The 24856-nt window shown below is 38.9% G+C and carries 1 protein-coding gene; it reads right to left on the bottom strand.

Translation table 11 applies throughout. From position 1 onward, the window contains the following. Nucleotides 1–131: 131 nt before the first annotated feature. The gene (locus HG267_RS25915; RefSeq protein ID WP_045868619.1) at nt 132–24410 is read right to left on the bottom strand and encodes a DUF4347 domain-containing protein; all 24279 of its coding nucleotides are present in this window, start codon (nt 24408–24410) and stop codon (nt 132–134) included. Nucleotides 24411–24856: the final 446 nt, after the last annotated feature.

The raw sequence follows: 24856 nt of genomic DNA, 5'->3' as shown, positions 1-24856 counted from the left end.
AAGTATTTCTTTTTTTGAATATATTCCTGATTCATGTTTATTGTACTTAGTTGAAACTCTCCGCCCTATAAGTGCGGACTACACCAATTCTTTTTCTAAACACAGATATCCCCGATGCGCTGGAGTTAGGGTTAGACAACTTTGAAATTGGCTTGAATCACAATATCATTGAAATCGCGATCGCCACCACCTGCTAAGTCTTCAACACCCCAAGTATTATTGCCGAGTGAGAGGAAATGATCTGTATGGTCAGAATTTGCCCCAATAAAGCTAAAATAGACAGAAACATCGCCTTTCAGCCCAGCATCAACTGTACCATTAGCAATTAGATATGGTGCATAGAATTTCCCACCTGCAAAGGTACTACCAGTTAATACCCCTTGGTCATTCATAGTCATACCATGCTGTTGACTGTTGCGGATTGCAGCTTGTGCGTAACCTGCTTCACCAACACGAATTAATTTACCAGTGAGGGAGTCAACCACTGAACCTTGAATGTCTTCAATTTGATAGAAACCGAAAACATTATCATAAGCCGCTTCACTTTTCACAATTGGGAAGGAAACTTGAACTTGTAACCCAGCTAAATCTGTAAGGTCAATTAGTTCCTCTGTTCCTTGGGTTTGTAACTTCGCGCCTAAAGGAATCTCTTCATTGGTAATTTCTAACTTCACGACTAAATCAGGGTCAATATCTCCTAATTGATCCTCAAAGCTCAAACTAAATTGATTGTTATCCAGAGACGCAACCGTCATGGCTTGGGTAGAACTGGTACCAAAAGGAGAACCAAGAAAGACACGATTCAGCAGATTGCTATTACCAAGAACTGCATCTAAGCTGGTATTTTGGAAAAACAGCAATCCCAAGTTTTCACGACTAGCTCTTTGAATAATTTTTGTCGGATTAGAAATAAAGTCATCAGGGAGTACCGAGAACAGCACCTGAGAACGTTTGAGTACAGCATTAAGGTAGCCATCTTGTCCAGGTTTGAAGCCATCAACTTCCCCTTGGGCGTTATCATAAGCAACCAACGCAATTTGGTGAATGTTTTGGCTATTGAGGTGCTTACTGCTCAGACTAAACTTGAGATTAATTGTGTCAGTATCGCCTTCTAATTGGAATACCTTGGTGTCAGTATTCAAGGTAATATGGGGCTGTTGTGGCTCGATACCGCCAAAAGGTGCTGCATACTGTAAGCCAGAACTGGTATAAAGTTCATTCAGTCCGCGTGGTAACAGATTTGTATCAAAATTACGGGCGTATACTTCACCTGCATTACCTACCGCCTTAATTACCTGAACTGCAAAATCATTGGCGAGTCCCAGCTTTGCACCAAGATTACCTTTAATTCCTAAGAATGCCAGAATTTCCGGCGTAAAATCATTATTGGGGTCAGCGTCGGTATTACGAGCAATCAAGTCATCAATATTAGTGGAACTAATGCCGTATTCTTCAGCTTGCACCAAAGTATACATTGTCCACCGAACTACATCAGCCCAATCCGATTGGTTTTCATCAATGATTAAAGCTAAAGGTTCTTTAGAAAAAGTATCCTGGAGAATTTGGTGTTCTTGTGGCTGAGATAAAGTGGGAATTTTGCCTGCTAAGAGTGTAACGTCATTAAAGACGGCTTCGACCTCACCGCGATCGTAAGCGGCGTACATATCAGCAGAATTATCGAAAGTGACAAGGGTAGGACTGGCGCTAAATTTTACCAATGCATCTTGCAAATTGCTCAATGCAGTTGTACCTGACATCCCACTGAGTAAACCAATTTTACGACCATTGAGAGTCGGGATGGAACTAATACCGCTATTTTTGCGGGTGAGAATACCTTGTCCGGTATAGAGATAAATCGGACTGTAATCAATTCCGTAACTCGCGTCACGCACCAAGTTCTCTGTATAAGCCGCAGCAGAAGCATCTACTACACCATTAGCTGTATTACCAAAGCCATCGGCAAAAGCTTGTTGTACAAATTTTACTTGATTGGGATTGCCAAATACGGCTGCGGCTAATGCTCTACCTAAATCTGCATCAAAGCCTTTGATTGTGCCATCTTCCTGCTTTACCGTAAAACCAGGGAAATTAAAGGGTTCAGGTAAGCCAAAATTCAGCACACCTCTTTGTTTGATTTCGTCTAAGACGTTACGTTTGTCATTGTCAATCAGATTCAGTTCTTTAGGTGTACCTGAGAAAGGCGGTGTATACATTAAACCGCCATCAGTCCATAGAAGATTGCGATCGCGCTCTAAATTCGGAAAATGACGCTGATAAATTTCGCCGTAGTTACCAACCTGCTTAATCACTTGGACGATGAAATCATCGCGCAAACCTAAAGCAGCCCCCAATTTTTCTTGCAAGCCTAAGAAACGGCGAATAGCAGGGTCAGAATCATTATTGGGGTTATCATCTTTATTTACTGCCAGAATTTGGTCAATATTTTGGGAAGTAATGCCAAATTCTTCAGCTTGAATTGTGGCGTAAGTTACCCAGCGTACCACATCAGCCCAAGCAGATTCATTTTCTGGCAGTACTAAGGCGATGGGTTCTTTAGAAAATTCGCCATCAAGAAGCTTGTGTTTTTGTGGATCTGGGAAGTTACGTAAGTAATTATCAACTAAAGCTGTATCAATAGACAGAGCAGGAATTTCGCCTTTTTCATAAGCCGCAAACATCTGCGCTCCATTGTCAAACCAGCGCGGTGTAAAGTTAATACCTAAAGGTTGCAGTATATTTACTAAATTAGCGTAGGCTGTACTGCCGCTAACAACACCAATTGTTGCACCTTTGAGATCTTCAATCTTCTGAATCTTGCCGTCAGTGGGGACTAAAATACCTTGGTGATCGTAAAGATACACTGGGCCAAAATCCACATTTAAACCACCATCTCGGACAAGATTCTCAGTCACTCGCCTAACGCTGAGGTCAAGGTTTTTATTAGCAACTTGAGTAAAACCATCGCTAGAGGTGGTGTTAACGATTTCAACTTGGTTTTTGTTACCAAATAAAGCAGCTGCTAAAGCACCAACAAATTCTAAATCAAAGCTGAGAATCGAGTTTTGGCTGGATGAAGCAACTTTGAGATAACCTCTTTGTAAAATTGCTTCTAAGAGGTTAGCCGCAGTTCCTTGGCTGCTCTGAACTAGATCATTCAATACTGCGGGAGCATTAAAGCTATACAGGTTTTCCTGTATCAGTTTATTTTCAGTAGATGGAATCGGGGTGGGTTGGTCAACAAGTTCTAGAATTTGGTCAAGGTGAGAAAAGTAGGCGTAGGTTTTGCCTTGATTTTGGATCAGTGCGAGATTTTTTCCTTGGAAGTCTAAGACACCATTAATAAAGCGGAAACCACTGAGGTCACTGATACCAAAACCGGAAGCCGAAATCTGGATTTTGTCTCCTTGTTCGGGATCGAAATCGAGAATTGTGTCAAAGCCGTCATTGGGAGAGTTGAAGAAGAAGACATCTGCACCAGTACCGCCATTGAGGATGTCATCTCCCGTACCACCGACGATGATATCATTACTGCTACCAGCAACTATCCAGTCGTTATCTTCGTTACCGTAAATGGTGTCTTGACCGTCGCCACCTTCTAGCTGATCGTTACCTTGATTACCTTCTAAATAGTCATTGCCTAAACCAGCTAAGATTATATCGCTACCGACACCACCTAAAAGGCGATCGCTTCCTTCACCACCTTCTAATCTATCGCTACCTGCACCGCCTTCTAAGGAGTCGTCACCAAAGTTACCTTCGAGTTGGTCGTTACCATCTCCGCCGATCAGGGTATCATTACTGCTACCACCGAGTAAGAAGTCATTGCCTTCTTTACCATCAAGATAATCGTTACCTTCTTTACCTTCGAGTTGATCGTTACCAACACCACCAGTGAGGGTATTAGCCAACAAATTACCCTTAAGAACTACTCCTTTTGTAGCTGAATCTGCGGTTGTTTGGTCATCATCTTGAATATCTATCAAGGCGACTTTAGCATTTGGCGCGATCGCATAACCTTCACCCACAGTTTTCAAGTTCAAGGCGATACTTTCTAAGTTTTCTGCCAAGTTATCATTAAGAACTTGAACCTCAATTACCGCAGTAGTTTCACCAGGAGCAATATTGATTTCCCCTGTAGTTGCGCTGACAATTTGATAATCTTCCCCTAAAGTAGCTGTACCGGAGAAGTCATAGAGAATCTTTAAACCTTGGTTTGGTGCTTCTTGGGTTAAATCTATGCGGAATTGTACCTTAGTCGCATCAGCCTCAGAAACCCTTGCTGGCGATACACTTACAGAAGCATAACGATTACCAAAGCTATTACCGTTAGCATCAACTAAATAATAGTTTTGATCAAAAGTCGCGGCGATCGCACCTATAAGTTGCTCTGTAGTCAGTTCCCCCCCAGCCATCTGCTGTACTAAGAAAGGAATATGTTCTTCGGTAACTCGTTTGAGAGAGGCTAGTACTGGTAAGGCTTCCGATACAGCTTTTGATGCACCCACTTTCGCCACTTTCTCTAAATACTCATTACCTGCGGCTGCGGCTAAAGCTAAAGCACTTACTTGTTCAGCCGATGCAGTTAATTGATTGCGCTCAAGTACTGAGTTAAAGAAGGATTTGAGAATCTCTGTATTCGTCAAATCCAGGTGAGAATAAATGCTATTTTGCAGATATACAGCTAGGGCATTAATGGCTTCTAGTAAATTATTAGGATTAACTACACCTGTAGCAGCTTGTTGCAAACCATCTAAGAAAGCACGGGTTTGATTGAGCAGAGATTGTACTTGAATATGTGACAAATAGACATCTAAGCCAATTTCTTGCTTTTCTCCCACAGCTTTGAGGGGGTCGAAACTTTCGAGATTTGATGCCAAATCTAAGCCCAATTGCTGTTTAATGATGCCATCGGCTGCGTCTCGGCTCAAGCCTGATTGTACTAGTCTTGCTTCTAAGCTAGTTAACGGTGTCACAATCGCCGAACCTGGTAAGGCAATTAAAGCACCAGAAGACAAACCACTAGAAGTATCAAAGCCGCCTAATCCTACTAATTGCGCCTCATCAACCCCAATTTCACCATCACCATTAGTATCGACTTCTTGGGGAATATCCAGGTTAAATTGACCGTATTCATCGGAAATTGTCTTAACTTCCCCTACATCCCACTGATTATTAAAGTTGGTATCTAAAAAGATTGTGGCACCAGCAATATAACTTTGGGAAAGTGCGCCACTGAAGGTAAAGCCATCAGCACTCAGGGTGAATTTAGCTAAGTTAAAGCGGGCAAATTCTTCTTTCCATACAGTTCCGACAAAAAGTACTTTAATTTCTGCTTCTAAGAAAGCATCAATACTACCATTGAGATCAAACAATTCCCAAGGCTTGCTAATACGAGAAATAATCTCGGAACCGCGCACTTTTCCATCGCTAGTTCCTGTATTTTCCCCAATATCTACGACATCAATACCAAGATAACCTTGAACACCACCCCGCACTGTCGCATCAGCCACGCCAACATCTAAGCCTAAACCAGCAGTAATTGTGGCATTTAAAGACAATTCATCAACATCTTTACCGTTTGCATCCCAATCTTTGAGATAAAAACCGTCAAAGATTTTGTAAATACTGCTGAACTCAAAATCATCATCCTTCCAATCATTAACTCCGGCGGTATCGAAACCTACAACCAAGTTAGTTTTCGCGGAGAAACTTCCACCAAGTTCACCTTTAACTGGCCCCCAAATCGGGAAACTCTTGGAAATGCCAAAGTTAAATTCCAAGTCAGGAATATCATAAATCACCAAGTCGGTGGTTTTTCCTAACAGCAAGTCAATGGCTTTGAGGGGATTGGTAAGAATGGGGAATTGTAAGCCTTCAATATTTTTCAGCTTACTTAAGAAGCTACCTGTGGAACTACCACTAGTTTTATTGGTGGCACTAGTGAGGGGATCGGCTGCTGTTTTGGTAGTTTGTAAACCACCTGTATTACTAGAACTGGTATCAATTTTATTTGCTGCTTGGGTAGTATCTTTGCTAGCTGCTTTCAAATCATTGAGGGCAAAACTACCTAAATCAATAACAATTGGCTGATTGGCAGGAATTTTGCTCAGTTCAGTAATTAAATCGACAATATCACCGACAGCTTTAATAAACCGCTCGGATTTTTCTAATTTTGCCCGATCTTCAGGAGGCGCTAACCGTTTAGCAACTTCAAAAACTGTGACTGTACCATCGTGATTGGCATCAAATAAATCACCTAAACCGAGTTGAGTAAATAACTTGGTATCAGCATTCAGGAGTTTAATAACTGGTTTAATTGGCTCAATAATATTATTAACTTCTTTGATGACTGGCCCCATTAAATTACTAATGAATGAGCCTAAATCAATTGCTACATTATTGAGTTTTATATTTGTCCCATTTTTGTTGGCTTGTTGAACATTGCCGTAATTGAAAATCGGGAAATTGGCAGTAACATCAAAACTAAAGGAGGGAAAAACCGGACTACCATTAATGCTGGTTTTAGCTTTTAAACCGAGATTAGCTTCGCCTTTGAGTTGATAATCAATGAAGTTATAAAAGTCCTGCTGATTAGTTTTCGCTGTCTTAAAGACATTAATTAAATCCAAAGCACTCAGGCGACCACCATCATCAATTCCTTTGGATGTCCATTTATTACCGTCGTAGTTTAAGCCAATATTTAATCCGGCAACTGTTCCCGATAAGTCAATAATTTTATTAGCAGAATTAGCAGCTTTGGTAACTGTAATTTGGGGATTATCTATTTTAATTTCTGGGATGTATTTGGTAATTACATCAGGTAAACCGAGACTATCCAAAGATACGAAAGACTTCAAATCAATGCCTTGGGGTGCAGAAAATTGCACTTTATCGTTACTAACAAAGAAATCGACTGTTGGTAACTTACTGCTTAAGCTGGTAGGAATTCCTAAGGAAGTTGCTAAAGTAGCTAAATTCACCCCAGAAGCGGAAAACTGATAATTAGTACTTCCCGAATTAAAGTTAGTTAACAGTAAATTCGGATTAGTCAGGGTGAGATTTGGCGGTGCAGTGAAAATGCTATTAATTCCGGGGATAGCATTAATAACTTGACTGAGGTTAATTTGGTTAGAAGAGAATTGGAATTGATTGTTACTCAACCCCACATTCACATTACCAAAAGCATTAAGTAAATCTTTAACTGGCGTAGCTACACTACTAGGAACTAATGCCGAACCTTGGGAAATTAGCCAATCTGCTAATTGTTTGGTAGGTAATTGATCGGCTTTAAAGCTAAAGTTAGCATCTCGCCAACTGGTAGCACCAAGGGGTTTAGTTAGGGTGAGGCTAGGATTAGTAATTGGTAAATCGAGAGTTTTAACATTGAGCGCATCTAAGCCAGGAATTTTCTCTAAAACATCGCTCAAATCTAGGATACCTTCATAGGTAATCTGAATCTGACTATCACCTATTTGCAAATCTACTCTTCTAGCTAAATCCAGCAAATCCTCAACTACGTTTAGTACTTCACCAGGTAAAACGGCTTTCGCTTGTTTGGTTAACCAATCTACTAATTCCTGTTTTGGCAAATGATCCGCAGTTAAGGAATAGTTGGCATTAGAAGCACCTTTATCTAGGTTAGAAATGCTGAGAACAGGATTGGTAATTGGTAAAGTTAAGCCAATAGTTTGTAATTCTGATAAGCCAGGAATCTGCTTAATCACACTAGCTAAATCCAGCGTTCCTGGGTAACTAATTTGTAGCTGGTTATTTTTGAAGAGAACCTCAAAATCGGCGGCGGTGGAAATTAGGGAACTAATAACATTTTTAACTGATGACGGTAGCGCACTCGCTGCTTGATCGATTAACCATTTCTTCAAGCCATCTTTATTGAGTTTTTCTGCACTAAAGTTAAAATCTGTGCTGGTAATGTTATTTGTAGTTACTCGCGTCAGAGTTAAAGTTGGTTTAGTAACAGTAAGGGCGTTATTTGGCGGTAGGGGAACATTACTAATTCCAGGAATATTTTTAATTAGCCCAACGACATCAACAGTACCGTCATAAAGGACTTGGATTTGTTTATCTGTCAGGAGAATATTAACATCCTGTGCTAACCCCTTAAGTCCATTGAGAATATCCTTAGCTTCTGCTGGTAAAGCATTACCAGCTTTGGTGATTAACCAATTTTGTAAATCAGCAATTGGTAGTTTTTCGGCACTAAAGCTAAAGTCTGCATCCTTACCTGGGTTGGTAATCGTAATACTGGGATTTTTAACATTTAAAGTTAAACCAGTAAAGTCAAAATCCTTGATACCAGGAATTTCTTTGAGGATATTTACTAGATTGAGATCGCCTTGATAATTTACTTGGAATTGACTATCACCAAAGCGAATATCTAATTGTTCGCCTACCGCCGCTAAAGCGTTGAAAATTCCTTGTAATTCTGTAGGAATTAAAGATTTAGCTTGTTCTTTTAGCCAGCTAATTAACTCCTGTTTTGGTAAATGTTGAGCAGCAAAACTATAACTTGCACTCTTACCAGGATTAGTAATAGTTAAACTGGGGTTGAGAACAGGTAATTTCAGGTTATTGAGGGGTAATTCATTTAATCCGGGAATTTCTTTGAGGAGGGTAGCTAAATCAACCGAACCTTCATAAGCAATTTCTAGCTGATTATTGCCTACTTCTAAATTAATACCTTCAGAAATATTCATCAAAGTATTGAATACCTTGACTAAATCTGCGGGTAGTAATTCTGTGGCTTTTTCTTTTGCCCACTGTACCAGTTCTTCTTTAGGTAAGCGATCGCTCTTGAGTAAATACTGGGCTGTGGCTGTTCCAGGATTGAGAATGGTGATACTAGGATTAGTCACAGGGAGGTTTAACCCAGATAAAGCACCAATATCTTTCACCCCAGGGATTAAGCCGATAACTTGGGAAAGATCCAAATTGCCATTATAAGCAAGTTGCATTTGTCCCTTACCCAAAACTAAATCAATATTGGTTCCCAGCGCCAGTAATTGATTGAGAACTGATTTCACCGCGTCGGGTAAGCTATTGGTAGCTGTGGTTTTTAGCCAATTTAGGAGATCCTTGGTAGGTAGGCGATCGCTATTGAAGATATAATCTGCGTTGGCTTTACCTGGATTAATTAAGGTAAAACTGGGATTGGTAACATTCAGTTTTAATCCTTGCAGAGGTAGATCCTTAACACCAGGGATAACTCCCGCTAGTTCTAGTAAATCAACATCACCACGATAGTTGAGTTGCAGTTGATTTTGAGCAATATTGATATCTAAATTAGTAGAAAGTTTGCTCAGTACAGTTTGCACTTCACTGGGTAACTTAGAACTGAGCCAATTTATTAACTGTTGTTTCGGTAATTTTTCGGCATCAATGCTGTAGCTAGCATTTGCGCCAGGATTGAGAATGGTAAGCTTGGGATTGAGTACAGGTAGACTTAGCCCAGTGGTAAGTAAATCCTTCACACCAGGAATCAACGCCAGGAGTTTAACTAAATCAATGTTACCGTTATAACCGATTTCAATCTGACTATTACCGAGAACCACATCCAGGTTTTGCGCTTCAGATGCGATCGCCTGTAATACCGATTTCACCTCAGCCGGTAACTGTTGCACTAACCAATCGAGTAACTGTTGTTTTGGCAGTTGTTCAGCACTAAAGTTATAGCTAGCATTCTTACCTGGGTTGAGAATCTCAATCTTGGGATTCAGCACAGGTAAAGATAAATTATTCAGGGGTAACTCATTTAACCCAGGAATTTCTTTAATAATTGTCGCTAAATCTAAGCTACCCTGATAACTCAGCGCTAGTTGATTACTCCCAATGGTTGCATCCATGCGTTGCGCTACATTGAGCAGAGATTTCACCATCCCTGCAACTTCTGTAGGTAACAGCGCCATGACTTCTTTACTCAGCCATTGAGTTAACTCTTCTTTGGGTAAACTTTCCGCCGTCAGGCTATAGTTGCGATCGCTTCCGGTTTTGTTAATTGTAAAGCTGGGATTGAGAACAGGTAAGCTTAAATTTTTGGGGGTAACAGAGTCTAAACCCGGAATAATATCTAAAGCTTTGACTAAATCAACTGAACCTAAATAGGTAATTTGGGTTTGGTTATCACCGAGAACTAAATCAATGTTGGTTAAGTTGTTTAATAATCCGGTGAGGAAATTTTGCACACTCGGATCGTTAACTAGAGTTTTAACTTGATCTACCAACCAAGTTTTAATTTGATCTACAGGGAGGCGATCTAAATTAAAGCTAAAACTCGGTGCAAGATTGGGATTAGTAATTGTAATACTGGGATTAGTTAGGGTGAGGTTTAATCCCTTGAGTGGTAACAGGAAATCACCGAGTTGACTGGTAATTCCATCGATGATGGTTTTCAGGTTGAGATCGCCTAAGTAGCCAATTTGAATTTGATTATTCCCAAATTGTAAATCAATATTCTCAACCACACTCAGCAGTTGCTTGACAAACGACTGCACATCAGCCGGGAGTAGCTTGGTGACTGTGTTTGTTAACCATGTAACTAGTTCTTTTTTCGGTAGGCGATCGCTCTTAAAGGCGTAACTGAGATCCTGTGTACCTAAGTTGCTTAAAATCAACTGGGGATTGCTAAGTGGTAAAGCCAATCCATCCAAAGATAAATCTTTAATTCCCGGTATGACTTTGGCAATTTTGGCAATATCTAAATTACCTTGATAAGCCAGTTTTAATTGCTTGTCGCTAAATAAAACATCTACCTGTTGAGCAACATCAGAAACCGTATTCAAAATAGATTTAGCTTCTGTGGGTAACTGTTGAACTAGCCAATTAACTAATTCTTGTTTGGGTAACTGTTCAACCGCAAAACTATAGTCAATATCCTGACTATTGGGATTAATAATTGTCAGTCGTGGATTAGTAACAGGTAACTTCAGGGTATTCAGAGGTAAATCTTTTAGCCCCGGAACTTGTTGTAAAATACTGCTAAGGTCTAATTTACCTAAATAACTGATTTGAATCTGGTTATTACCCAGTTGTAAATCAACATTTTCTGTTAAATTTAGTAACCCATTCAGAACATTACGTACTTCTTCTGGTAATAAAGCTGCTGCTTTTCCTTTCACCCAATTGATTAATTCTTGTTTGGGTAAGCGTTCTACACTAAAGGCATAATCAACATTATTTGTACCGAGATTTAATAAAGTTAAACTCGGATTTGTCACAGGTAAATTTAACCCTGTTAACGGTAAATCTCGCACCCCAGGAATCGCCGAGATTAACTTATCTAATTGCAAATCCCCTTTGTAGGTAATTTGCATTTGCTTGCTACCCAATACCAAATCTACTCGCTCAAAGTTTTCAATAAATAGCTGATTCAGGAGGTTTTGAGCAGCTTCAGGTAATACAGATTTGGCTTGATTAGTTAACCAATTCAGAATTGGACGTTTTGGTAGACTATCAACTGCAAAAGCATAATCTGGGTTAGTTCCTGTAGGATTGGTAATTGTGAGGCGAGGATTAGTAACAGGTAAGGTTAAACCATTTAAAGGTAATTCTTTTACCCCAGGAATCAAAGCTGCTAATTTTGCCAAATCAAGATTACCTTGATAAGCAACTTCGATTTGATTGTTTCCTAGCACCAAATCAATATTGTTAGTGAGTGCTAGGAGTTGATTTAAAACATCTTGTACGCCTTGGGGTAATAAAGATTTACCTTGAGCAGCTAACCAGTTAACTAATTGTGCTTTCGGGAGTTTTTCGGCAACAAAAGCATAATCTGCATTAACGCTACCAGGATTAGTAATTGTAATTTTGGGATTGGTAACAGGTAAATTCAACCCAGTTAAAGGTAAATCTTTAATCCCCGGAATTACACCTATAAACTGTGTCAGGTTGAGATTACCTTGGTAAGCAATTTGGATTTGTTCTTTACCCAATACCAAATCAACATTATTAGTTAACGCCAAGAGTTTATTGACAACATCCTGTACACCTTGGGGTAGTAATGTTTTGGCTTGATTACCTAACCAATTAACTAACTGTGCCTTGGGTAAACTAGCAGCCGACAAAGCATAATTAGCACTAGCATTACCTGGATTAGTAATGGTAATTGTGGGATTGGTAACAGGTAAAGTTAAGCCAGTTAAAGGTAAATCCTTAATCCCCGGAATTTTATCTTTGATTTGGGCAAGATCCAGATTACCCAAGTAAGTAATTTGCAGTTGATCTCTGCCTAATACCAAATCAACATTATTAGTTAATGCTAGTAATGAATTGAGGACATCTTGTACACCCTGCGGTATTACTGTTTTAGCTTGATTACTTAACCAATTAACTAACTGTGCCTTTGGTAAACTAGCTGCACTAAATGTATAGTCAGCATTTTCTAATCCCGGATTATTAATTGTGAGTTTTGCACCTGTAACAGGCAGAGTTAAGCCATTGAGGGGGATATTCTTAACTCCCGGAATCACAGTAGCTAACTTCGCAAAATCAATCGATCCGGGATAGGTAAATTGCAGTTGTTTATCGTTAAAGGCAATATTTACCCCAGTGGTTTCGGCTAACAGAATTTGCAATAAAACTTTGACTTCTGGGGAAGCATTTGTTAAGGCTGTCAGCACTTCTTGAGGAATACCCGCCGTTGCTGTGGCTGGGTTTTTTAACCATGTCGCTAGGGTTGATGCTGAGACATTAGAAAAAGAAGAGGTAAAAGACGCTGCTTGGGGAATAGTTTGCAGATTGCGGTTATATTCTACCGTCTTTGTATCTACTGTTTGCGCTAAAACGGGATTAGCTACAGGAATTTCTGCAATTTCTTGACTAGGATTAGTTTTACTTACCGGAGTAGGTAAATTTGGCGTGGTAGCAGCTGGTGATTTCGGCGCTAATTTTTCCGTAGGTGCAGGTGGAAGCTGTGGCGGTGTGGGAATAACTAAAGTATCGGCGGGGGTACTGTCTACCTTGGTAGCGGTGACATCAATTGTGGTGATTGGTTGTGGTGTGACAAGTTTTTTCTTGCTAGCATCTGGATCTTTAAAGCTAATATCCGCAGAAATTTCTAATTTAGTTGGATTAGTAGGATCATTAGCAAAATCAACTTGCAGAAAGCCTAAATTACCTACACCTTTAAAATCTTTGCTCAAATTCAGGCTGACATCAGCATGAAACTTAGTTTTGTCTGGATTGATATAGAAACCAAGGAGTTTATTTAAGCCAAATCCAACAGATAAATCATACTTGAAATTACCCGTTAAATTACCTTGAGTTTCAAAGCCAATCCCTAAAGCCGGAACACCTAAATCTGAGGAAAGATTGAGATTAAAAAGTTTGTAGTTTTTCTGAGCATTAAACTCAAAGTAAACATCGGTATCTGTCATTGTGGTTTTGACATCTACCCCAGAAATTCCTAACTGAGTTAAAGCATCTTCTATTAGCTTATCTAGCGATTTTGTTGTCAGTTGATTGGGATCGGTTTGGCTGACACCTTGACTGACAATTCTGCCTAAATCTTGCAGTAAAGTTGGAGAACGTCCTTTGAGTGAACCAATAATTGGTAGTTCTAAGTTATCAATTGTACCTTGAAGTGTACCAAATCCAGCTTCAATCCCTTTGATGGTTTCAACTTTATCCAGAACCCGATCAACTATATAAACTGTTTGGGGTACAACAGCCAGATTGTCATAGTTAATATCCTTGCTACTCAGTTTATAGTCAATGACAGCGATATTTGTTTCTAAATCTGGTTCCAGGATTCCATCATCTATACCTTGAACAGTAATGGTTTTTAATTGATACCATTCCTCTGGTTTAAAGGTAACTTGCAGCGTATCAACTAACTTACCATCTTTGTCAATAAAGCCTAGTTGTTTCTTATCTTCACCAGCAGCATTTTTCTTGGTGGTGTTAGTTTTTAAAGTCAGGGTGACATCAGATGAAGGTTCACTGAGTAGAGAGATTTCAAACTGAGATGTGCGAATTGTATCGCCATTATTGGTTTTGAATGAATCATCTTCAATGGCAATAGTCCGATTTCCACCTTGAACAATCCGCACCCCAGGAACATCGTTATCAATAATATTCAGGCTGGCGGTTGTTGAACTAGTATCTCCTAATTTATAGCCGCCACCAGAGAGTAATGTTACCGTGACTGTTTCGGAAGGAATCCTGGCTGCATTTCCGGCTTTAATTTGACTAGCGACAGTATCATTAACGGTTAGTTCTAATGTTCCCGTGTAATTAATGACGTTACTGTTTACAGGAGAATCTATTTTGCTAACATTCCAAGTAGCACCATTTTGTAAGCTGGCATTAATACCATTACCAGTCAAATCGTTAATTATGCCACTGGTTTTATTTGTGGCATTAGCATTAGCAGTATTAGCACTATAATTAATTTTTAAACCGTCTTCTTTCCCAGAGAGAAAACGGTTCATATTTGCCTGAATTTCTTCAGTACTGCGGGCTGTATCCCATACTCTGACTTCAGCAATATTACCGTCAAGATAATTAGCCGAGCCATTTGAAGCAATAAAGTTATTGCTACGGGTAATATTCTTAGCAATATTTTGATTACTTGCCTGTTTAATTAACTCACCGTTAATGTAAAGAGACACATTACCATTACCGTCATTAACTGCTGCGACATGAACCCATTCATTAGTCGGTAAAGGATTGTTAGCACTCGCTATCGAAGATGTGCCATTAATAGTTTCTAGAGACAGTATTCCATTGAAAGCATACAGGCTTATTCTGTCATCATTCTGACCGTTAGCTAACTTAACAATAGTTTCTGCTTGCGACTGATGCTGATCAACTTTGATCCAAGCTTCAATTGTAAAATCGCCACCAATTGTTGTACTTCCTAAAGTAGCGTAATCATTAGTACCATCAAAGCTAAAGGAACCTTGGGCTAATTGATTCAGAGTAACATCCTGAGTCAGGTTTCCGGTTAAGTTATTACCAAAATCAACAATACTACCTGTTGGTAAATCGACATCAACTGTAGGCAGAAGTTTAAATTCTGCTAATTGAACTGTATTTGCACCGTTGGTTTTAACGATTTCTAGGCGATAGTATTGATAAGGGGTAGTGTTCTTGAAATCAAAGGTTTTAGTTTCAAAGCGATTGGCAAAAGTAATCCCTGAACGTTCATCTAGTTGGGTAAATGACTTACCATCATTAGAACCCCAAATACGCCAATTCTGTGGATCTCGGCTCGGAGAATCATTAGCAGAAGTGATGGCATAACTTTTAATAACAGCCGTATTTTCTAATTTATATTGCAGCCAGTTATCAATAACATTTGGGATATCTGACTGCATATCAGTGCGCCATTTAGTATTGATGTTACCATCAGCGGCTTTTTCTTTTTCTTCTCCTGTGAGAGAAGTAGTATTGTCAACGTTAATTTCCTTGACTTTCAAGGAAGGTTGTATGGCATTGCCCAGAACATCTAAACGTAAAGTTGTTTTACCATCACTGCTAGATACGGTAGAAACATTATTAATTGTGAAACTTACATCTTCGATTTTCTTATCATCAATGGGAACAATCGGAATAAGAATTTGATTACCAAAAACCCGAACTTTACCTATATTACCATCTGTCCCAATTGATTGATAATCTGAGTCTTTTATCGCTGTACCACCGCTAATTTTGTAGTTGATTTCCAGCCCTGTATTATCAACAGGAAGGGCATAAACAGGCGCGTCAAAGTTCCCTACTTGCCAAACTGCACCATTTTTGAGAGTGCCATCAATACCGTTATTTGTATAGTCGGTTAAGGTTTCGGGATTGAGGTTAGTGGGATTGGCATCATTAATGCTGTAGTAAGTTTTTAAACCGTTTTCTGCACCTGTGAGAAAACGATTCATATTTTGCCGAATTTGGTCGCTACTACGGGCTGTATCCCAAACTCTTACTTCGGTGATATTGCCATCAAAATATTCATTACTCCAGTTACTTTTACCAATAAAGTTACTGTTACGGGCAATATTATTGACGATGGTTTGACCACTGGCTTGTGTAGCTAACTCACCATTAAGGTAAATAGCAGCATTACCTTTACCATCATTAACTGCGGCGACATGAATCCATTGATTAATAGCTAATACTTGATCTGTCGTGATAGTTGTCTGGTTACCACTACCGTTGCGAGTGTTTAACTGTAGTTTACCTGTATTATCAAACTTGAAAAGGATATTATCTTTATCTTGACCATTTCCTAAGTCAAGAATGGTGGCATAATCTTGATATTTATCAATCTTAATCCAGGCTTCAAGGGTAAAGTCGCCACCAATTTTGGGATCGCCCAGAGTAACATAGTCATCAACTCCATCCAAGACTAAAGTCCCTTGTTCGCCAAGATTGCGATCTAATTGAACAACAAAATATCCTGGTGTAGAGTAGATTTCGGCGGCGGATCTACCAGCACTGATGCTAGCTGTGGGAAGATCGTTATCTTGAATGAGGACAGTTACAGGTTTGAGGTTCGCACCAATATTGTTATAGAGTGGATCTTCGCCACTAACCTCAAAGGCGATCGCACTTCTTTGTAAATACTCTACCTTGTTGTCATCAACGGCAGCAATTTGCAGGGTTTGGGCTTTATCCCAGTTTTGCGCGTTAAAAGTAATGGTGATGGTATCGCCGGGTTTTTTACCAACAAAGTAAAATTCATCATCCTGGGGTGTCAGTGTGACAACAACTTTACCTGTGGGTTGGCTAGCAAGTTTAATACTAAAGGCATCCTGAGTTCCTTCAGTAGTAATTGGTAAAGGAGTAATGACAAATCCCGCTTTGTCATTATCATCCAGATTGGTAACAACTAAATCGTTAGTAGGCGAAGAAACGAAGATATCACTAAATTTGTTGCTATCACCTGCAACCAGGTTTTCGGCTACCGAACCAAAGACAACATAGCTACCATCCCCACTAATCGCCGGATTATAACTGTTATCAGTCCCTTGGGCGTTATTATTCGCAACATTGAGGCGTTCGATTTGCTTGGTAGTGCGATCGTAACGGAAAATATCTTTTTTACCGTTAGTGTCATCTGCTACTAGGTTACTAGCTTCCGACTCAAAGACGACATAGCGTCCATCGCCACTAATAGTAGGATCTAAACTATCGCCGTTACCTTGAGTACCATCGCTACTAACACTGATGCGTTGAGTTTGTTTAGTAGTGCGATCATAAATAAAGATATCTTTTTTGCCGTTGGTGTCACCGCTTACCAGGTTACTAGCATCGGATTCAAAAACAATATAGCGCCCATCAGCACTGACTGAAGCGATCGCACTATTGCCATTTGCTTGTGTACCATCGCTAGCAACACTAATGCGCTGTATACCTTCTCCGGCGGTAATTACAGATTCTGTGACAGTTGTGGCAGTGTTAGCATTGAGTTTAAATTCCGCTAATTGAACCGCACCACCGCTTTTAGGATCGATTCCATGATTAGACAGAATATTGAGGCGATAGTAACTATATTGTTTGGCGTTATTTAATTGGAAAGTCTTGGTTTCCAAACGAGTACTAAAGTTAATCCCTGTTTGTTCATCAATTTTTTCAAAGGTGATACCATCATTGGAGCCGAGTAATTGCCAATCTTTGGGATCTCGTTCTGAAAAATCATTAGCAGAGGTAATCGAGTAGCTGTTGACTACAACGTTACTGACTGGATATGCATACTGAATCCAACCAGAGGAACCAAAAATTAACCATTTAGTATTTGTGTCGTTATCAAATGCTTTGTCTTTTTCTTCACCAGTAGGAGAATTGGTAATAGAAACGGAAATAGTCCCGCCAGTGGTGTTAATGGGGTTAGTAACAACTTTGCTAACAATGGTGCGAGTGGTAGTGCGATCGTAAATGAAGATATCTTTTTTGCCGTTATTATCACCTGCTACCAAGTTATCAGCATCAGATTCAAAGATAATATAGCGTCCATCAGCAGTAATTACAGGATTATCGCTATTACCAGTTGCTTGTTGATTACTATTGCTGAGGTTTATCCGTTGGGTTTGATTGGTAGTGCGATCGCGAATGAAAATATCTCGCTGACTATTCGTATCATCCGATACTAAGTTGCTGCCATCGGATTCAAAGACAACATAGCGTCCATCAGCATTGATTGCAGGGTTAAAACTATGATCGTTTGCTTGTGTACCATTATTGTTGAGGTTCAGCCGTTGAGTTGCTTGAGTAGTGCGATCGTAGATAAATATATCTGTCTTGCTATTAGTATCACCGGACACTAGATTGCTAGCCAATGATGTAAAAACTACGTAGCGTCCATCAGCACTAATCGCAGGCTGAAAACTCTGATTATTCCCTTGAATACCATCACTACTGACGCTAATGCGTTCAGTTTCCTTGGTATTGCGATCGTAGATGAAAACGTCTGAGTTAGAGTTACTATCATTTTCTACTAAGTTGTTGGCAAAGGATGAGAAAATCACATAACGTCCATCAGCGCTAATAGTAGGAGAATCAAATAGGCTACTAGCAGAATTTGCTTGTGTACCATCTGCGGCAATACTTACCCGATCAACTAATCTATCGCTGATGCTAAAACCTAGTTGATAGTCGGCGGTGTCATTGTAGTTGGGGTCAAGACTTTGAACTTGATGTCCTATTGTATAAGCAATTGCCCCATCTTGAACGCGATCGTCTTGGGGAATAATGGAAAAAGATTGAGGTTGATTCCAGTTGTCTGGGGTGAAGATTAAATCAACAACTTGATTAGCAGTTGTATCTCCAGTTTTCTGGAGTAATCCTTCCCTGACATTTTGACTAAAGATACTGACTTTAACTTGATCTGTCGGCTTACTAGTCAGTTCAAGGCTGAAATTAACAGGAATATTACTATTTTCTTGTGTTTGGTATTTCAGACTTTGGACAGGTTGTCCTTGGGCATTTTTTAGTAGTAATCCGGCTTTATCGTTATCTTGAATTGTCAGAGTTTGACGGTGATTTTCTGGTTGATTAGTATTAACACGATAACTAGTATCTTCTGCTAGTTTTAGGTTAATAATTTCATTACCTTCTAGAATTTGATCGTCAATTGCTTGAACTGTAATTTCACCTATGGTTTCTCCTTCAGGAATGACAATAGCTTGGTATTGTTTCTGATATTGCAGCGTACCATCAGCCTTACCAATAACTGTATCTAAGTCATTATCTTGGTCTAAATCTATAAATAAAGGCGCACTATTGCCCCCCATATTCCAGGTATTAGTTGGAGTATTATTATCGAGGGTAAACTGAGGGTTTTTGGCTGTACCAATGTTGCGATAAAAGGAAACTTTACCATCTTTACCACCAACAAATAAATCTAAATCGCCATCGCCATCAAAATCTACCAAATTCGGTTTACTATCATCACCAACATCAATACCCTTAAAGGGATTATTTGCATCTGCTTGGGGAGTTAAGATTGGCTGTATGCTTGTACCAGTATTTTTTGTCCCAGTATTTAGATAATACTTAATTGTGCCATCGCCGGCACCGATAATTGCATCTAAATCACCATCTCGATCAATATCTGCGAAAGTAGGCGCACTGTTGGTGATTGTTGGTTGTCCAATTATTTCTAGCTTTTGCAGTGGTGCAAATTTAATTCCTTTACTATCACTGATATTTTCAGAATAAGAGAGATTCCCTGTGGAACTACCAATAACTAGATCTAAATCTCCATCTTGATCGATATCGGCAAAGGTTGGTGTACTATTACCATCAACCTTAATAGCTGTGAAGGGATTACTACTACCTGTTTCTGCACTAAAGAAGGGAGTCGCTGTAGTACCAATGTTGCGATAAAACTGGACGACACCATTACCGTTACCAACTACTAAATCTAAATCTCCATCTTTATCGAGATCTGCAAAATTAGGATTACTGAACTTACCAACATTAATTCCATTAAAAGGATTTTTTGCTTCAGTTTGTGTTTGGAAGTAGTTGGTATTAAAAGTGAAATCTTGTTTCCAAGTAGCACTACTACCATCAAAGGAAAAGAATACTGGTAACCCTCCTTTGGGTGCAGGCCGATCTAAAATTACTTTGACTGTGTTAAATGCGCTGCTATTTTCCGCAAAGGTAGTATTAGTTCCCTGGATTGTTACCAGAGGTAGAGATGGATTAGGACGTTCGAGAGTGACAAGTTTATCAATACTATTGTTGATATCTTGATTCGTAACAGTAATAGGAATACCTAACCCATTGTAATTAGAGTCATTACTGCTACTTTTTGCTTGAATATCGTAAGTAATATCACCATCAATAACATTATCAGCTTTACCCGTAACTGTCACTAATTGATATTGATCCCAGTTATCAGGAGTAAAGGTAATTATAGAGATACTGAGGCTACTTTCTTTGATATTTAATCCAGTGAAATCTACCGTAACGCTACTACTTGGTTTGGTTTTTAGCCGAATAGCAAATGTTTCACTTTCGCCACTTTCTTTAGTTTGCAATGGACGGAAACTAGAAGCAATTATCGCTTTAGGTTTACCCTGTGCATCTAAATTTGTATCATCAAAGCTGACATTAGCTAATTTAAACCCAACAATATTACTATCAATTAAAGCGATGGTTTTACTGTTAGCATTTGCATCAACAGTGTAGCTGTTTCCAGAATTCAAGGTAATGGTAATTTCTTCGGACAATTCCTTGATATCGTCAGCAATAGGGACAACAGGTAAAGCAACAGAAATTTCACCCTTGGGAATTGTGACAGAATAAGTATTGTTAGCACCTGTTGGAAATTTACTGGAGTAATCAATATCCTGAGTTGCTGTACCACCAATGCTATAGCTAACTGTTAAATCTTGATCAACTACATGGTCTAGTTGAACAACAAATTGAGCCACTTCTAAACTATTTTCTTGAATGCGTGGGTCTTTGTTGTTTAAGGTAGGATCACCTACAGCAAAAATACTAACTTTGGGTGTACCTAAATTTTGTGCTGCTACACCTTCTTTTACTATTGTTTGTAAAGGAGGTGTAATTGTAACAGGAAGACTAAGATTGAGGTTCTGATAGTTAGCATCACTACTAGTAAGTTGAGCTTGTAAATTAAAATCAGCAGTGACTCCTTCAATATTTATAGTTTGTAATTTATCCCAATTAGTCGCATTAAAAGTGACACTATTACCAGGTTTTAACGCCACACCAATGGGAGTTACATCTACAGCTAGTTTATACTTACCGCTACTATATTTTGTACCAGATGCACCGTAATACTCACTATAAACAACTTGAATATAGTATGTATCAGCTTTGCTGACAGTATATTCTAGTAAGGAATCCCAATCATCTCCAGAGGTATCATCATTTTTAGCAACTATTTCACCCAGAGAGTTTAAGAGATTTATTTGAGAATCTAGTGTTGATAAATTGGGTTTTCTTGCATCAGTATCAATTTTAAGTTTATCGCCTGGTTTAAGGTCAATCTTAAAAGTATCAATGTCTTTGTTACTACTGATTGCACCCTCAAATCTGAAAGAACTGGTGGTAATCGCAATAGCATTAACGAGTTGGTTGTTGTTATCTGTTCCTTCGGTTTTTGTAGTTGTACCTGTAGGTAAGGAAGCAGATGTTGTTGGTGCAGGGGGATTAAATTTAACAATAACATCATTCAAAGGTTGGCTACCTAATTTGAGTTTCAAGGTAGCTTTACCATCTGTGACTGCTAAGGGATTTTTATCGCTAACTAACTGACCAGTTTGGTCGAGAATTAATACTTGTGGTGAATACAGTCCGCTATCTTCGATTTTTAAGGTAGTGTTAATAGAATCGACAATCGCACCATTTTGTTTGAGGAAGTAATTGGAGATTGTCTTATTACCTGTCGTATCTAAATCAAAGTGATAGGGTTGAATCTTAATATCTAAGTTTTCAATATTTTCTTTAATTGCATCTGGTAACCCCATAAAATAGATGCGGATTTTGGAAGCATCTACAACACTGTTACCAGCAATCTTTAAGTCTTCACTGTTAGGGACAATAATCCCTTTTGTTTGGGTACTGGGATCGAAAGAAACTCTACGATATTGAGAACTGAGATAATCTACCCCTTCAATAACGGTATTACCAGCTGTGATGGTATATTTCACCCACAACCCCAAGGAAGAGAGAACAGGTTTATCCGCTTTTAATTCAATATAACCAATTGTTCCTGAATCTTCACCATTAGGTAAGAATGTATCGTATTCTTTGGCATTTTTAAAAGTGACAAACTCTAGGGTTGGTTCATTGTCATCAATATTGATGGTGTCAGATTTATTACTGCTATCAACTTCATAGTAGCGTTTGTTACTACCAGAAGTTTGTTGAACCAATTCAACTTTTACAGATTCAGTATTTTCAGCTACTTCGTCATTAATCGGTTCAACGCCGATAATAATTGCTTTATCACCAAGTCCTGTGTTAGCGGTAACTGTAAATTGATCGGCTGCTATATATTCTTTCTTACTACCGTCTTTGTAGCGCCAGTAGAGAAGATAGTCAGCACCTTTAGCTGTGTCGATAAATTCACCGCGAATAACTTGATTACCTGTAGTTTTTAGGTATTTGTCAGAGTCAGATGCATCTTTTTTAGTGACAGCATCAACCTTTAGTTTTAAGGCGAAGTCTTCTGTTCTTTGGCGGTCAAAAGTTAGCTCGAATTCGGCATTATCTCCGATATTTTCTGAGCCATCTTTAATTTTAGTAATCCCTATTTTTGGTTCATCATCAATCAGATTAAAAGTGATTGAACTGTTAGATGAATCAACTGTATAACCTTGGTTAGGGGTACTATCTAAAGAGACTGTAAAGTTTTCATCTCCTTCTCGAATGTCATCATCATTAATCGTGATAGTAACCGGAATAGGATTGTTTTTTCCCCCTTGTCCTGTGCGAATATCTATATTTGTGAAGAAATAGTCTTGTTTTTCTCCATAACTTGCAGAGCCTCCAAGATTAAACTTAACTGTAAACGGTTGAGAAGCAGGGCGATCTAAAATTAGGTTAAATTGAGCATTTTGGATATTTTCTGAGCCAAAGCTATCTTTGATTTTTTCAATGCTAATTACAGGTTCATTATCCTTGATAGTTACGGTAGCAGAACTGGTGTTAATTGAATAAGCATTAGAAGGATCGGGTAATAAGGTGACTCTTACTTTCTCTCCAGACTCTCCAGTGAGTAAGTCATCCTTAATAGGGATATTTATCGTTGCACTATTCCCAGATAATTTGACGTATTTGGCTACATACTGAGGTTGAGGAATATTATCAATATCATTGCTATTTGCTCCAGAGATAGGTTCAACCTTGTAAAAAACTTTTACCTCTCCTGAAACATCACGATTAGATCTAATAGTAAATCTTGCAGTTTCGCCTTCTGTTACTTCTGATGTAGAAGTTGTAATAGAAACTTGATATTTGGTGGATGGAATCTCATTAGGAAGAATAAAATTTGCAGCGGGAATAACTTGCTTAGAAATAGATGGACTAGACCATTTCAGAATCGCTCGCCAACCACCTGTATTATTCTGAAAATTCATCTGAAAGGGATACCATTGTCCTCCAGTTAAAGAGATATTACCTGTGTATTCACCAGTACCATTATTCCATTTATCAATAATTCTTGTATTATTTACCCATAGACGTACACCGTCATCAATGTCCGCGTAGAAAGTGTAATTTCCACTATCAGGTGCATAAACATAACCCGTCCAAATTATCCCTTTATCGTCATTTCCATTTACAAAATCAAAATTCTCATCGTTTTGTGCATAATTAATATTATCAATGTCATAACGCGTACCTCTACTGTCAAAAAGACCAGGGTCTTTATCTAGGTCTTTATCGTTAAAATATTCTGCTTTCAAATATAATAAATCGGTATAACCCTGCTTTGCCTCCTCAGTAACCGCTAAACTCGATTCAATACTTCCTGTTTGAACTTCTAAATTCCAATCTCCCCCTAAATTTGCATTTCCGGTAATATCTGTAGAACCTGCAATATCAGCCCCGGTAATTTCGCTTAATTGCTGAAGAAACTCCTCGCCTATTCCTGAAGCTACATCACAACCAAACAGCAAAATATCAGCATTTTCTGTCAAAGAATTGCGCCACTGTTCTAGTAAGTGACGGTATTGAGTGATGGTTTCTGTATTTAGGAGAGTGGAACCTAGCTGAACTTGTCCCTCACTTCCATGAGAGATAATTTGGACACTAGCGATATTACTTCGCTGGGCTAAAACATTACTAATTTGCTCTACCCCATCCTGGTTAGCATCGAGGAGAATAACTTCAGTTCCCGTTTGGGTATTAGCAATAAGAGATTGGTAATTCTCGACATTGCGATCGACAAACAGAAGGGTATTGATGGAATTAGAACTAGTCATATTAGAAATGCGCTTTGCAGAAAAGATTAGAGTTCTGGAAATTTCAAATGACATATACAGGTAGGACACAGAACACAAAAATGCTACCCCTCTACCTCTGTACATCACTCGTTGCCAACTTAGATAGTTCGCTTCTCAGGAGTTTTTGCTTTGACGATTGATAGATTTTTCAATTTCCTAAATAATGGGATGACTGCACCTTAATTAGCACGAATTATCAATGGTTTTAACCATCAACTCATCCCTGATTTATAGAACGCCAATTCTTGATAATCTCACCCAAAACATAATTTTTAGTCAATAAATTTTACTCATCAGCCATCGTTGGATTGGTTTGACAGAGATAACTTTGCTGCATTAGATTTTGTTTCGCCTTGCGAAACACAACATGGAGCTTGGTGTCGAGCTTTACTCCGTTTAACCCAACCCAAAATCTTTTTGCATCA

The sequence above is a fragment of the Tolypothrix sp. PCC 7601 genome, from assembly GCF_025677855.1.
GTDB lineage: Bacteria > Cyanobacteriota > Cyanobacteriia > Cyanobacteriales > Nostocaceae > Aulosira > Aulosira diplosiphon.
The sequence above is the reverse complement of the archived record's forward strand: the minus strand, read 5'-3'. Positions and strand labels throughout refer to the sequence as shown.

Bases quoted from the DNA above. Each gene is read 5' to 3' on its own strand.
- HG267_RS25915 (WP_045868619.1), bottom strand. From the start codon at position 24,410: ATGACTAGTTCTAATTCCATCAATACCCTTCTGTTTGTCGATCGCAAT.